General features: G+C 55.7%; 12 protein-coding genes. 11 read left to right on the top strand and 1 reads right to left on the bottom strand.

The annotated features are described in order from the left end of the window. Positions 1-443: 443 nt before the first annotated feature. Together ASE07_RS14245 and ASE07_RS14240 are read left to right on the top strand one after the other, a co-directional pair. Positions 444-1,556, top strand: coding sequence for a glycosyltransferase family 4 protein (locus ASE07_RS14245; RefSeq protein WP_057291500.1), 1,113 nt, complete (start codon positions 444-446; stop codon positions 1,554-1,556). Positions 1,557-1,913: 357 nt separating this feature from the next. Further along, positions 1,914-4,082, top strand: a complete 2,169-nt coding sequence (locus tag ASE07_RS14240) for an amylo-alpha-1,6-glucosidase (RefSeq protein WP_057291499.1) — start codon at positions 1,914-1,916, stop codon at positions 4,080-4,082. 83 nt (positions 4,083-4,165) lie between these two features. On the opposite strand, the gene paaX is transcribed toward ASE07_RS14240, so the two are convergent. Further along, positions 4,166-5,101 carry a phenylacetic acid degradation operon negative regulatory protein PaaX gene (paaX, locus tag ASE07_RS14235; RefSeq protein WP_200960940.1) on the bottom strand — a complete coding sequence of 312 codons (936 nt, stop codon included), beginning with the start codon at positions 5,099-5,101 and terminating at the stop codon, positions 4,166-4,168. A 253-nt stretch (positions 5,102-5,354) separates the two neighbouring features. On the opposite strand from paaX, the gene paaA reads away from it, so the two are divergent. The 9 genes from paaA (at position 5,355) to ASE07_RS14190 (ending at position 13,132) form a co-directional block, all read left to right on the top strand. Beyond that, positions 5,355-6,347 (top strand): 1,2-phenylacetyl-CoA epoxidase subunit PaaA, encoded by a 993-nt coding sequence (gene paaA / locus ASE07_RS14230; RefSeq protein WP_057291498.1) that lies wholly within the window; start codon positions 5,355-5,357, stop codon positions 6,345-6,347. A 24-nt stretch (positions 6,348-6,371) separates the two neighbouring features. After that, on the top strand, positions 6,372-6,656 hold the full coding sequence (gene paaB, locus ASE07_RS14225) for a 1,2-phenylacetyl-CoA epoxidase subunit PaaB (RefSeq protein WP_057291497.1): 285 nt from the start codon (positions 6,372-6,374) through the stop codon (positions 6,654-6,656). A 46-nt stretch (positions 6,657-6,702) separates the two neighbouring features. Next, positions 6,703-7,458, top strand: a complete 756-nt coding sequence (gene paaC / locus ASE07_RS14220) for a 1,2-phenylacetyl-CoA epoxidase subunit PaaC (RefSeq protein WP_057291496.1) — start codon at positions 6,703-6,705, stop codon at positions 7,456-7,458. Continuing rightward, positions 7,452-7,979 (top strand): 1,2-phenylacetyl-CoA epoxidase subunit PaaD, encoded by a 528-nt coding sequence (gene paaD, locus ASE07_RS14215; RefSeq protein ID WP_057291495.1) that lies wholly within the window; start codon positions 7,452-7,454, stop codon positions 7,977-7,979. Before paaC ends, paaD begins: the two co-directional genes overlap by 7 nt. A gap of 144 nt (positions 7,980-8,123) precedes the next feature. Further along, a complete protein-coding gene (paaE, locus tag ASE07_RS14210) occupies positions 8,124-9,200 on the top strand; it encodes a 1,2-phenylacetyl-CoA epoxidase subunit PaaE (RefSeq protein WP_057291494.1) in 1,077 nt (358 codons plus the stop codon). Positions 9,201-9,294: 94 nt separating this feature from the next. Next, complete coding sequence (gene paaG, locus ASE07_RS14205; RefSeq protein WP_057291493.1) at positions 9,295-10,086, top strand: 2-(1,2-epoxy-1,2-dihydrophenyl)acetyl-CoA isomerase PaaG; 792 nt, start codon at positions 9,295-9,297, stop codon at positions 10,084-10,086. A gap of 41 nt (positions 10,087-10,127) precedes the next feature. After that, entirely contained in the window at positions 10,128-10,592 is a 465-nt protein-coding gene (gene paaI, locus ASE07_RS14200) for a hydroxyphenylacetyl-CoA thioesterase PaaI (protein ID WP_057291492.1), read from the top strand. A gap of 58 nt (positions 10,593-10,650) precedes the next feature. Continuing rightward, the gene (paaK, locus tag ASE07_RS14195) at positions 10,651-11,973 is read left to right on the top strand and encodes a phenylacetate--CoA ligase PaaK (RefSeq protein WP_057291491.1); all 1,323 of its coding nucleotides are present in this window, start codon (positions 10,651-10,653) and stop codon (positions 11,971-11,973) included. Positions 11,974-12,130: 157 nt separating this feature from the next. Continuing rightward, complete coding sequence (locus ASE07_RS14190) at positions 12,131-13,132, top strand: MBL fold metallo-hydrolase (protein ID WP_057291490.1); 1,002 nt, start codon at positions 12,131-12,133, stop codon at positions 13,130-13,132. Positions 13,133-13,172 lie beyond the last annotated feature (40 nt).

The following is a 13,172-nucleotide window of genomic DNA, read 5'->3' as shown; positions in this document are numbered from 1 at the left end:
TACTTTCAGCACACCAATTATTTACTCTTTGGTAAATCGCTCTAGTGCATGCCAAAAATACTCGGACAGAACATGAGCTTGGATTTTTGTTCTGATACTCCATATAAATACAATTTTCGAGATGTAAAACATCAGCAATGGGCCGGGGATGCCAACTATTGCGGCATTGTAAAAGCCGCGACGCCTGCATAACAATTAATTGATCCAGCCCGTTTGATGCGACCGGTAAGAACCATCCGATAGATGAAACTTACGGAATCCTGATTAGATCAATCTTACACAAGCTGAGCGCCTATACTGCCTATGTTGGGCGTTCGAATAGGCATGTACCGTACCCGGTAACTGTTTTCATTTTCAAATGAAGTGATGGGGGGAGCATTTATTCAAGGTAACAAAATGAATTGATCACGCCCAGTGGCCACATGACTTCCGAGTGACAGGCTATGAAAATCGCACAGGTAGCACCGCTTATCGAGAGCGTTCCACCCAAAAAGTATGGCGGCACTGAACGCATAGTCTCCTATCTAACCGAAGAGCTTGTCCGGTGCGGGCATGACGTTACGTTATTTGCCTCAGGCGATTCGATTACCACGGCAAAGCTTGTACCAGCCATTCCAAAAAATATACGTGAAAATCTGAACCCCGAGGCATGGGTGGGCTATCACACGATACAAATGGACATGGTTTCAGAGCTGGCCGACCGCTTCGACGTGATTCATTTCCACACGGATTACCTGCATTTCCCGATCGCTCGCCTTTGTCGTGTTCCTTATCTCACCACGATGCATGGACGCCTTGACTTGCCAGAACTGACGTGGATATTCAAGCGTTTTGCCGACACGCCCTTGGTATCCATTTCCGCGAGCCAGCGGGTGCCCTTGCCTTGGGCGAACTTTGTTAATACGGTATATCACGGCCTGCCACCCGATTTGTATTCATACGGACCTGGGGACGGAGGCTATTTTCTTTTTTTAGGGCGCATTTCACCCGAAAAGCGCCCGGACCGGGCGATCTCCATTGCGCGGCAGTGTGGTGTGCCGCTTTACATCGCAGCAAAGGTGGACAGGGCCGACCAGGGATATTTTAATCATGTCATCAAACCGCTTCTGGATTGCCCGTTGGTCACTTATTTAGGCGAAGTTGGAGATGGGGAAAAACAGGCCTTGTTGCAAAAAGCGCGTGCTCTGCTATTCCCGATCGACTGGCCCGAACCATTCGGCCTTGTCCTGATCGAGGCACTTGCTTGTGGTACACCGGTGGTGGCCTATCGGCGTGGATCGACACCTGAGGTGTTGGAGCATGGCATTACCGGCTTCCTGGTCAGTGACGAAAACGAGGCGATCGAAGCTGCCCGAAACATTCACCTGATAGACAGGAAGCAATGCAGGGAATCATTCGAGCGCCGGTTTACCGTTTCGCAGATGGCTTCAGGGTATCTGCAGGCGTATAGGCAAGTGATGGTGATGCATGACTGCAGGCGCGACTTATTTCCGATCGCACCCAGGCGTGCCAAGTTGAACGAGGGAACTTCGAGAATCAGCACCGGCGGACTTTGATGAGATGTGCAAAGGTTGGACCCGGAGCAGGTGCAGCTGTGAAACAGGCCGAATTTTTAACTATGAATATTTTGGACATCGCCTGACGGCGTAGACGTGACGTCGACCACTCCAGGCGATTTACGCAATTTGGGCGTTGCTTTAACCAACAGAGGAACATACAGATCGCGGCTCAGTCCACTCCAGTGATCATCACTGTCTGCCGCATCACGGACTTGCGGAACAACATCGACTTCTGCGAAATGGAAGTCATCCGCCTGGATAACGGCAACAAAAAGGTATGGTGCGAGAGAAGAGGTGAATGGTCTTGGCTGCGAGTCGCAGCAGATCGGCACTGTAAGGTGAGTGGAGAATCCAATGGTTGAGAAAATCCGTCTTGGCGAGCAATGGTACATTCTCGCAACGTCTTCGTCGCCCGATGAAAGGCGACGCGTCCTCAAGGAAAACGACACCTTCGCCATGTTCGATCGTTTCGGCGACATTCAGCCGATCGGGGTGAGCGAGGAAGGCATTTATCGTGGTGATACCTGCTTTCTTTCGCAACAGGAATTGTTGATCGAGGGCGTGCGGCCGCTGTTTCTGAATTCGACAGTCCGTGACGACAATGGGCTGTTGACTGTAGAACTGATGAATCCCGATTTGCATCCTGAAGGGAAGAATTCTGTTCCGAAAGGCACGCTGCATGTGTTCCGGGCAAAATTGTTGTGGAACGACGTGTGCCAGGAGCATATACGTGTCGCGAATTTTGGACTCGATCCAGTCGAGATCACGCTATCTATCGAGTTCGGTGCAAGCTATGCCGATATTTTCGAGGTGCGGGGGTTCCGGCGCAATCGTCGTGGCGACACCCTTGCTCCAAAGTCGACGGATCGCGAACTGCTCCTTGGATACCGCGGTCTCGACGGAACCGTGCGCAAGACGCGCATTAACTTCGATCCGCCACCGCAGAAACTTTCATCATCACGTGCGGACTATAAGTTGCATCTTCTTCCCAAGGAAGAAACCCATCTGTACTTCAGTATCGGCTGTGAAGTTGGTAACGAGATGACGCCTGCCCCAGTCGACTATTTTTCGGCCTTCACAAAAAATAATGAGGCCATGGCCGAACGCTTGACCAATCACTGCAGGATTTCGACGTCCAACGACCGATTTAACCAATGGCTTGATCGCTCCACCGCCGATCTGGTGATGTTGACAACCGTAATGAAGGACGGCACCTATCCCTATGCCGGTTTGCCCTGGTATTCAACGACCTTCGGCCGCGATGGGATCCTGACGGCATATGAATACCTGTGGCTGGATCCTGGCATGGCAAGAGGAGTACTCACCTTTCTGGCCTCAACGCAAGCCGCGGAATTTGATCCCGCGCGCGACGCGGAGCCGGGAAAGATTCTTCACGAAGCGCGCAACGGCGAATTGGCCGAGCTCAATGAAATTCCGTTCGGCCGGTATTACGGAAGCGTGGATGCCACGCCACTCTTCGTGGGTCTGGCCGGCGCCTACTACGAGCGCACTGGAGATCTCGAATTCATTCGTGGCATCTGGGACAACATTCTGCGCGCGCTGCACTGGATCGACAACTACGGCGACCGTGACGGTGACGGGTTTGTCGAATATGCGCGCTACACCGAAGCAGGTCTTGCGCAGCAGGGTTGGAAGGATTCCCAGGACTCGGTCTTTCATCGCGATGGCCGATTTGCTGAAGCGCCGATTGCATTATGCGAAGTACAGGGTTATGTTTATGACGCGAGATTGCAGGCGGCGCGCCTCGCGGGTCTGTTAGGCGACGATGCATTGAAGCAGGATCAGGAACGTGCGGCGCAGGCGCTGAAAAAGCATTTCAACGACGCGTTCTGGTGCGAAGAAATCAATATGTACGCACTCGCTCTCGACGGTAAGAAACAGCAATGCGCTGTACCCTCATCCAATGCCGGTCATGCGCTCTGGTCAGGTATTGCTACGCCGGAGCGCGCAGCCCGGGTAGCGGCTCAACTGGTCAGTGAAAAATTTTTCTGTGGCTGGGGCGTGCGCACCATTCCGACCGGCGAAGCACGCTATAACCCAATGGCCTATCACAATGGCTCGGTATGGCCGCACGACAATGCGATCATTGCCAGCGGCATGGCGCGCTATGGACTGACCGGCAATGCCATGCAAGTATTTGCGGGTTTATGGGACACCATTCAGTACATGGATCAGTACCGCATGCCGGAGCTCTTCTGCGGCTTTTCAAAGCGCCCGGACGAGGGGCCCACGCTGTACCCAGTCGCTTGTTCTCCGCAGGCGTGGGCGGCGGCAAGCGTGTTCTACCTGCTGCAAGCCTGTCTGGGCCTGTCGTTTGACAGCGCGAAATCTGAAATACGCTTCCGCCATCCAAAGCTGCCACCATTCCTCGAATCCGCCACGATTGATCGCCTTGCCGTTGGCGACGCCGTCGTTGACCTGCAGCTTCAGCGCTATACGAATAACGTAGGCATCAATATCATGCGCCGGTCCGGCAATGTAGAAGTCGTCTCTGTTGCCTAGAGCACCTGGAGCAGATTTCGAACTGGTGTTTGGAGCAGCGATTCGATTCGACGTGCTGGGTGTAGCCAGAGGCACCTTTTGTATCAAGCGAGACCACCGAAGCGTTGATAGAAATAGGGAGCTGCCTCCGGCGCAACTTCATCTTCGCGTCGCAAAATCTCAGTGATATAGGCCTCCGCCTCGGCATGCGTCGCTGCATAGAGTCGATGGCATAACTCGTAAGCGGTTTTTCCTGGCCAACTATCCGGCAGCAACTGTAGCGGCAACTGCGGATCGTGCAACTGCACCCGGCGAAACTCGTGAATCAGCAGCGTACGCAGGATGAATGCCTGTTCGTTATCGAGCAGGCGTTTGGTATCCAGCAGTTCTTCCAGACCGGCGAAGCATTGGATGAAGTGCTCATAATTTTTGACAATGTTGCCGAGTTCCCAGCACTGGCCCACCAGATCGCTGAGCGGTTTTGCAAAGGGCAGCCCGGATTCCTGGGCGTGGCAGACAAATACATTTCCTTCGACGCCGACGCGCGCCAGGATTTCCTTTACGGTATCAGGCTCCGCCGCCGGGTGGCCAAACACCGATGGTGCGATCGTGCCGAAACCTTCCCACACCAACTCCTTCCGCAAACCGGAACGCTGCTCCGCAGTAATGGCGCCGGACGTGGCAAACAGCAAGGTCCACTTGCCATCCCATGGTCGATAAGACGGCGTATAAACGCGCTGATACGCACGCTCGAAGCGGCGTGCCGCAGATTGCTTGAGGGCATATTGACTACGACGCCCTTCGCGCTGCGCCTCCAGCCATCCTTCCTCGGCAAGACGGAAGACACTGGTCCTGACCAGGCGGTCGCTGATACCGAAAGGCGCCAGCAATTCAATCAGGCTGCCTAACCATACCTGGCCACCGTGGGGCGTGATGACATCGCCAAACAAGGTCATTACCATGGATTTTGCTCGCGGAGGATTGTCCGCCATGTAATGGTCAATCCATTTTCTGATCGCCGGATTTTTTGTTGTTGGCATAGGTAAAGCCGGTCAATGGTAATTATGTGGATGAAGAGGATGTTCGATGCGAACAGGAAATATGTGGTCTTTCATGCAATGTTACCTCAAGATGCGATACAAGAATTTAATATGATACGAGAAAAGCTATTTACATTAATATTTACGTATCATATTATGAAAGAATCCAAGAGGCTGCGGCAAACCTGCGCGGCTTCAACCATGCGGCGTAGCCAACTTCGGCCAGGCCGCATAGCGATGAGAGGGTTTAACCATGTATGCACAGCTGGTCGACACCGGAAGCAAAAAGCTCCGCTCCATGGAGGAGTTGGGACCCGAGGAACGCGCATTTCAGGAACGCATCGATGAAGGCATAAAGATTGAAGCCAAGGACTGGATGCCTGAAGCGTACCGCAAGACCCTGATACGACAGATTTCGCAACATGCCCACTCGGAGATTGTCGGCCAGTTACCGGAAGGTAATTGGGTTACGCGCGCACCGACACTCAAGCGCAAGTCCATCCTCCTGGCAAAGATTCAGGACGAAGCCGGCCACGGACTTTACCTCTACAGTGCGGCAGAGACACTTGGTGTTTCGCGTGACCAGTTACTTGCAGATTTGCATTCAGGCAAAGCCAAGTATTCGAGCATTTTTAATTATCCGACGCTAAGCTGGGCTGACATGGGCGCCATTGGCTGGCTGGTCGACGGTTCGGCGATCATCAACCAGATTCCGTTGTGCCGCTGCTCTTACGGTCCTTATGCACGCGCGATGATTCGCGTCTGCAAGGAAGAATCTTTCCATGCGCGCCAGGGTTACGACATCATGCTGTCGCTGTGCCGTGGCACGCCAGAGCAAAAACAGATGGCGCAGGATGCGCTCAACCGCTGGTGGTGGCCATCGCTGATGATGTTCGGTCCTTCGGATGCGGAATCCGTCAATAGCGCACAGTCGTCCGCGTGGCGCATCAAGCTGTTTTCCAACGATGAACTGCGCCAGAAGATGGTGGATCAGACCGTGCCGCAGGCGGAGTACCTCGGCCTGACCGTCCCCGACCCTGACCTGAAATGGAACGAAGAACGCGGGCATTACGATTTTGGCGAGATCGACTGGGAAGAGTTTTACAACGTACTGAAAGGCAATGGACCGTGCAACCGTGAACGCCTGCGTACCCGCGTCAAGGCGTACGAGGATGGCGCATGGTTTCGTGACGGACTGGTTGCGCATGCCGAGAAGCAGGCGCAACGTAAAACCAAGGCTGCCTGAATCATCGCGTGATTGGAGAATGACATGAGCAAGGAATGGCCCCTCTGGGAAGTGTTTATCCGCAGCCAGCACGGACTGGCGCACAAGCACGTGGGCAGCCTACATGCCCCCGACGCCGAGATGGCGGTTAACAATGCGCGCGACGTCTACACCCGGCGCAACGAAGGCGTCAGCATCTGGGTCGTGAAAGCGGCCGACATCACCGCCAGCAGTCCGGGCGATAAGGAAGCCCTGTTCGAACCGGCGAACAACAAGGTGTATCGTCACCCGACGTTCTTCCCCATGCCGGAAGAAGTGAAGAACCTGTAATTCATTCATCAAGGCGTCACGTATTACGGCGGCGAACGGAGACAGTATGTCCGATCAAAAATTCATGTATGTGCTGCGCCTGGCTGATAACGCTATGGTATTGAGTCAGCGACTGTGCGAATGGTGCGGCAAGGGGCCAGCGCTCGAAGAAGATATGGCGTTAAGCAATGTCGGACTGGACCTGATCGGGCAGGCGCGCTTCTGGTACACCTATGCGGGCGAACTGGAAGGCAAGGGCCGTGACGAAGATGCCATCGCATTCCTGCGTGACGCGCATGATTACCGCAACCTGTTGCTGCTTGAACAGCCCAATGGCAGCTATGCCGATACGCTGGCGCGGCAGTTTTATTTCGATGCCTGGCATTTCCTGCTGCTGCAGCAATTGACACACTCGACCGATGAGCGGATTGCCGGCATTGCCGAAAAATCGCTGAAGGAAGTCAGCTATCACGCACGCCGCAGCGCCGATCTGGTCGTTCGCCTTGGCGACGGCAGCGAAAGGAGTCATGCCATGATGCAGACGGCGCTCGATGAATTGTGGATGTACACCGGCGAAATGTTCCGTGCCGATGCAGTGGATGACGCCATGGCGGCACAAGGTGTGGGACCCGATCCGGCCAGCCTGCGCGAGCCCTGGCTGAACCACATGCGGGATATTTTCTCGGAAGCGACACTCAAGATGCCGCCTGCTGACGCGTGGATGCAAAAGGGTGGGAAGCAGGGCGTACATACCGAACACCTGGGCTACCTTCTCGCTGAAATGCAGTTCCTGCAACGCGCCTATCCGGGTGCATCATGGTAAGCGCTTCGCCTGCTGCCGTCGAAGAGGTATGGCACTGGCTGTCCGAAGTGCCCGATCCGGAAATTCCCGTCATTTCGGTGGTCGATCTCGGCATCGTTCGCAATGTCGCCTGGACTGCCGACGAGGAATGCGTCGTGACGCTTACGCCGACCTACAGCGGATGCCCCGCCATGCGAGTCATCTCCGACTCCATCGGCGAAGCCCTGTCCAACCACGGTATCACACGCTTTCGCGTCGAGTCGCAGTTGTCGCCGCCATGGACAACCGACTGGATGAGCGAGAGCGGCAAGCAAAAGCTCAAGGCATATGGCATTGCTCCGCCGGTTCACCAGGCGGTCAATGAGCGGGTCATAGACATCAGCAGCCTCAGCCGCCGGAACAAGGTGGAATTGCAGGTGACATGTCCGAACTGCGGCTCGGCGCATACGCGGCTGAGCAGCCAGTTCGGATCGACACCCTGCAAGGCCTTGTATCGCTGCGAGGATTGCCTGGAGCCTTTCGATTATTTCAAGAGTCACTGAGCCACTGAAGTTCTGACGCACGCCGGAAACGCATACTGCAGCGCAGGGTGCATGGACCGCGTCCGAACTGGAATGCCGAATGTGCCGTCACGCTGCACGATAAAGCAGCTAGTCGTTGATCGCTGGAAATGGGAGCAGTTAGTCATGAGCAAGTTTCACCCGCTGACCGTAGCAGACGTGCGCAAGGAAGCGCGCGACACCCTAGTCGTGACCTTCGCAGTGCCGGACGAACTCAAGGAGTCGTACAAGTATTCGCAAGGGCAGCACCTGACGCTACGGGCGGGCATCAACGGCGAGGATGTGCGACGGTCCTATTCGATCTGTTCCGCCGTGCAGGACGATAGCCTTCGGATTGCGATCAAGCGTACTTCCAATGGCCAGTTCTCAACATGGGCAAACGAGGCGCTGCAGCCCGGCATGGTGATCGATGTAATGCCGCCGATGGGGCATTTTCAAGCGCCGCTGTCCGCTGATAATCGCAAGCACTACCTGGCTTTCGCGGCCGGTAGCGGCATTACGCCCATCCTTTCCATCATCAAGACGACGCTGCTTGCCGAACCGCTGAGTCGCTTTACCTTGTTTTACGGAAATCGAGCGTCGTCGACAGTGATTTTCCGTGATGAGCTTTCCGACCTGAAGGATCGCTTTCTGGATCGCTTCAAGCTTGTCTATGTGATGAGTCGCGAGCAGCAGGACATCGAACTGTTCAATGGTCGCATCAACAAGGAAAAATGCAGCCGCTTTTTCCAAAGCTGGATTGCACTCGATGATGTCGACATGGCCTTTATCTGCGGGCCGGAACAGATGATGCACGAAGTGTCAGAAGCCTTGCAGGAACACGGCCTGTCCAAAGATAAAATCAAGATCGAAATGTTTGCGGCCAGCGTGCCGAAGCGGCAGCACGTACCTCACGCCCAGCCGCTTCCAGGCAGTCACGATTGCGAAGTTACACTGCTTATCGACGGCAATCAGGTCAGCTTCACAATGGAAAAGGATAAGGAATCGGTGCTCGATGCCGCACTGAAGCAGGGTATCGATATGCGTTATTCTTGCAAGGCCGGGGTCTGCTCGACCTGCCGCTGCAAACTGGTCGATGGAAAGGTCGACATGGATGCCAACTATGCCCTCGAAGATTATGAGGTGGCACGTGGCTTCGTGCTCTCCTGCCAGAGTTTTCCGGTCAGCGACAAGGTTGTCATGGACTTCGATCAGGATCACTGAATACTGGATCTGTTGATCCCGTTGAATCGGAAATCAGGCCGACACCGACTGACAAAATCACGCAATAATAACCATCATCTTTCTGGAGCAGACAATGGCATTCCAACATATCCTGTTCAGCGTCAGCGAAGGCGTCGCGAAGCTGACTTTCAACCGTCCGGACAAGCTCAATAGCTTCACGACCGCCATGCACGTTGAAGTGCGCGAGGCACTGGAACAGGCCAAGTCTGACCCGTCAGTGCGCGTCCTTGTCGTGACCGGGGCCGGCCGCGGCTTCTGTGCCGGCCAGGACCTGAGCGATCGCACCGTCGCGCCTGGTCAGGAGGCGGTAGACCTTGGTGAGTCCATCCAAAAATATTACGGCCCACTGGTGCTGACGCTGCGCAGCCTGCCGGTGCCGGTGATCTGCGCCGTCAATGGGGTCGCCGCAGGGGCGGGTGCGAACCTCGCATTGGCCGCCGATATCGTGATTGCCGGCAGGTCGGCCTCGTTTGTTGAAGCGTTTTGCCGTCTTGGATTAATCCCCGACACCGGCGGCACCTACTTCCTGCCACGCCTTGTCGGTACTGCGCGTGCAATGGGACTGGCAATGCTGGGTGACAAGCTGAGCGCCGAGCAGGCCGAAAACTGGGGCCTTATCTGGAAATGCGTCGACGATGACCAGCTTGTCTCCGAAACCGACAAACTCGCCAAGCACTTCGCCTCGGCGCCAACGCTGGGCCTGGCGCGCACCAAGCAGGCCATCTATGCGAGCCCGGCGAACACACTTCCTCAGCAACTCGACCTCGAACGTGATTTCATGCGTGAACTCGGACGCAGCGAAGATTATCGCGAAGGCGTCAATGCTTTCATTGAAAAGCGTGCGCCCAAATTCAAGGGAAAGTGACAGCGGCACCTCAACAATCTGACACACAGGAGAGCTGGTCCATGCACGAAGCTGATCAGGCAAGTCCCGCACAGGCAGTGGCGGTAGCCACATCGGCCGCGATGTACGAACGTGATGAGGCGACAAAATCGCTTGGCATGCAAATCGTCGGCATCGGCCCGGGTTATGCACGCCTCAGCATGCCTATCCGACGTGACATGCTGAACGGGCATAAGACCTGTCACGGTGGCTTCATTTTTGCGCTGGCGGATAGCGCGTTCGCGTTTTCCTGTAACAGCTATAACCTCAATACGGTGGCGGCCGGATGTTCGATCGAATACCTCGCCCCCGGACGCGAAGGCGACGTGCTTACCGCTGAAGCGGTTGAGCAGGCACGCTCCGGAAAGTCGGGTGTGTACGACGTCATCGTGACCAACCAGAACGGCGAGCGCATCGCACTGTTCCGCGGCAAATCGCACCAGATCAAAGGCGAAGTGGTAGAAGGCCTGGTCCAACGGCAGACCTGAGAGTCGCGGTGTTAGAGATTCATCGAGATACGGAAAAACAGAATACAAGGAGACAGCCATGCCACAGCGCAATCCGACAGACAATGACCTTGACCCGATAGAGCGCGCCACCAAGGACGAACTTCAGGCGTTGCAGCTCGAGCGCATGAAATGGACGCTCCGTCACGCATACGACAATGTGCCGCATTACCGAGCATCGTTCGACGCGGTGGGGGTACATCCGGACGACTTGAAAACCTTGGGCGACCTTGCGAAGTTTCCGTTCACAACCAAGAAGGATTTGCGAGACAACTATCCTTTTGGCATGTTCGCCGTGCCACGGGAAAAAGTTGTCCGTGTCCATGCATCCAGCGGTACCACCGGCAAGCCGACCGTCGTCGGCTATACGCAGAAGGACATTGGTACCTGGGCCGATGTCGTCGCCAGGTCGATCCGTGCAGCGGGCGGCCGTGCCGGCGACATCGTGCATGTCGCCTATGGTTACGGGTTGTTTACCGGTGGCCTGGGAGCGCACTATGGCGCCGAGCGTCTTGGATGCACGGTGATTCCCATGTCCGGCGGGCAGACTGAAAAGCAGGTGCAGCTGATCCAGGATTTCAAGCCGGATATCATCATGGTGACGCCGTCGTACATGCTGAATATCGTTGAAGAGTTTCAGCGGCAAGGTCTGGATCCGGCGAAGAATTCGCTGCAGGTCGGCATCTTCGGGGCGGAGCCATGGACTGACGCAATGCGTACGGAAATCGAACAGCGCGCCGGCATCGACGCTGTGGATATCTATGGCCTGTCTGAGGTGATGGGTCCGGGCGTAGCGAGTGAATGTATAGAAAGCAAGGACGGCCCGGTAATCTGGGAAGATCACTTCTATCCTGAAATCATCAATCCCGACACGGGTGAAGTGGTTGCCGACGGTGAAGAGGGCGAGCTGGTGTTCACCTCGCTGACCAAAGAAGCCTTGCCTATCATTCGCTACCGGACGCGCGACCTGACGCGCCTGTTGCCACCAAGTTCGCGGTCGATGCGCCGTATTGCCAAGATTACCGGCCGCTCGGACGACATGCTGATTATTCGCGGCGTCAATGTCTTTCCATCGCAGATCGAAGAACTGATCCTCAAGCAGTCCAAACTCGCACCGCAATACCAGCTTGTCCTGACGCGCGACGGGCATCTTGACAAACTGGAAGTGCTGAGCGAGTTGCGTCCCGAAATGTCAGGCCGGTTGTCGGCCAATGAGGTCGACGCTGTCGCACGCGACTTGCAACACCAGATCAAGACCTATGTCGGCGTAACGACCGATGTTCGGGTGCTGAATTCAGAGGCGATCGAGCGCACGGCGACCGGCAAGGCGCGACGCGTCGTCGATAAGCGCGCAAAGCTGTAAGGTTAACGGCGGCTTGCTGCCAGCGCAGAGAACGCACATCTCCATGCGTTCTCTGCACTTCCTGCACCCCTTTCTCCGGAGCGCAGAGTCCCTACGCCTGAATGCCATATCCATTTGCGTTATGATCGCAAACTCCGTCACTACGATATGGAAAGATATGGCTCAGAACAATTCAAGAAATGCCCGTAAAATTCTGCTCGCTGCCATGATTGCAGCAACTGCCGCGGTTACCGCACTCCTGCCCGCGACGGCATCAGCGGCCCCTCCCGCCAGGCAAACCACCCAGGTGCCCGGCTATTACCGCCTGAATGTTGGAGACATTGAAGTTACCGCCCTGTATGACGGTTACGTTGCGCTCGACACTAAGCTTCTCAAGGGTGCCAGCGCCAACGATATACAGCAGTTAATTGGCAGGATGTTCATCGCGTCGTCCAAAGGGGTGCAAACGGCAGTCAACGCATTCCTGATCAATACCGGCAAGAACCTGATTCTGATCGACACCGGGGCTGCGAAATGCTTCGGCCCGACACTAGGTGTGATTGGCGACAATCTCCGGGCGGCGGGATACGAGCCTGCACAAATCGATTCCGTATTGCTGACGCATCTGCATGGAGACCACGCTTGCGGTCTCGTCGCCGCAGATGGCAAGCCGGCGTTCCCCAATGCGACTGTCTACGTGTCGCGAGATGAGGCCGGATTCTGGCTCAACAAGGATATTGCCGCCAAGGCGCCGAAGGAAGCGCAAGGTTTTTTCAAGATGGCCGACGACTCGGTTGCACCTTACGCGCGTGACGGCAAGCTCAAGCAGTTCGCTGCCGGCGACAAGCTGATGGAAGGCGTTGTATCGGTGCCCACGCCAGGGCATACACCCGGCCACGCGGGCTATATGTTTTCGTCAGGCGACCAGCAACTGCTGGTGTGGGGTGACATCGTGCATAGCCATGCCGTACAGTTCGCGCGCCCTGAAGTGGCGATCGAGTTTGACGTCGACAACAAGAAGGCAATCGCAACTCGCAAGAAGGTGTTTGCGGACGCGGCCAAGAATAAGCTCTGGATCGCCGGGGCCCATCTTCCCTTTCCGGGGATAGGTCACGTACGTGCGGAAAAGAAAGGGTACGCCTGGGTGCCGCTGGAATACTCGCCCGTGATTTCGAAGTAAGTCCTGGGAGATTGCGTAGCAAAGCGCGTCATTGAAACTG

This window comes from Noviherbaspirillum sp. Root189 (assembly GCF_001428545.1).
Classification (GTDB): domain Bacteria; phylum Pseudomonadota; class Gammaproteobacteria; order Burkholderiales; family Burkholderiaceae_D; genus Noviherbaspirillum.
The sequence above is the reverse complement of the archived record's forward strand: the minus strand, read 5'-3'. Positions and strand labels throughout refer to the sequence as shown.

Bases quoted from the DNA above. Each gene is read 5' to 3' on its own strand.
- ASE07_RS14245 (WP_057291500.1), top strand. From the start codon at position 444: ATGAAAATCGCACAGGTAGCACCGCTTATCGAGAGCGTTCCACCCAAA.
- ASE07_RS14240 (WP_057291499.1), top strand. From the start codon at position 1,914: ATGGTTGAGAAAATCCGTCTTGGCGAGCAATGGTACATTCTCGCAACG.
- paaX (WP_200960940.1), bottom strand. From the start codon at position 5,101: ATGCCAACAACAAAAAATCCGGCGATCAGAAAATGGATTGACCATTAC.
- paaA (WP_057291498.1), top strand. From the start codon at position 5,355: ATGTATGCACAGCTGGTCGACACCGGAAGCAAAAAGCTCCGCTCCATG.
- paaB (WP_057291497.1), top strand. From the start codon at position 6,372: ATGAGCAAGGAATGGCCCCTCTGGGAAGTGTTTATCCGCAGCCAGCAC.
- paaC (WP_057291496.1), top strand. From the start codon at position 6,703: ATGTCCGATCAAAAATTCATGTATGTGCTGCGCCTGGCTGATAACGCT.
- paaD (WP_057291495.1), top strand. From the start codon at position 7,452: ATGGTAAGCGCTTCGCCTGCTGCCGTCGAAGAGGTATGGCACTGGCTG.
- paaE (WP_057291494.1), top strand. From the start codon at position 8,124: ATGAGCAAGTTTCACCCGCTGACCGTAGCAGACGTGCGCAAGGAAGCG.
- paaG (WP_057291493.1), top strand. From the start codon at position 9,295: ATGGCATTCCAACATATCCTGTTCAGCGTCAGCGAAGGCGTCGCGAAG.
- paaI (WP_057291492.1), top strand. From the start codon at position 10,128: ATGCACGAAGCTGATCAGGCAAGTCCCGCACAGGCAGTGGCGGTAGCC.
- paaK (WP_057291491.1), top strand. From the start codon at position 10,651: ATGCCACAGCGCAATCCGACAGACAATGACCTTGACCCGATAGAGCGC.
- ASE07_RS14190 (WP_057291490.1), top strand. From the start codon at position 12,131: ATGGCTCAGAACAATTCAAGAAATGCCCGTAAAATTCTGCTCGCTGCC.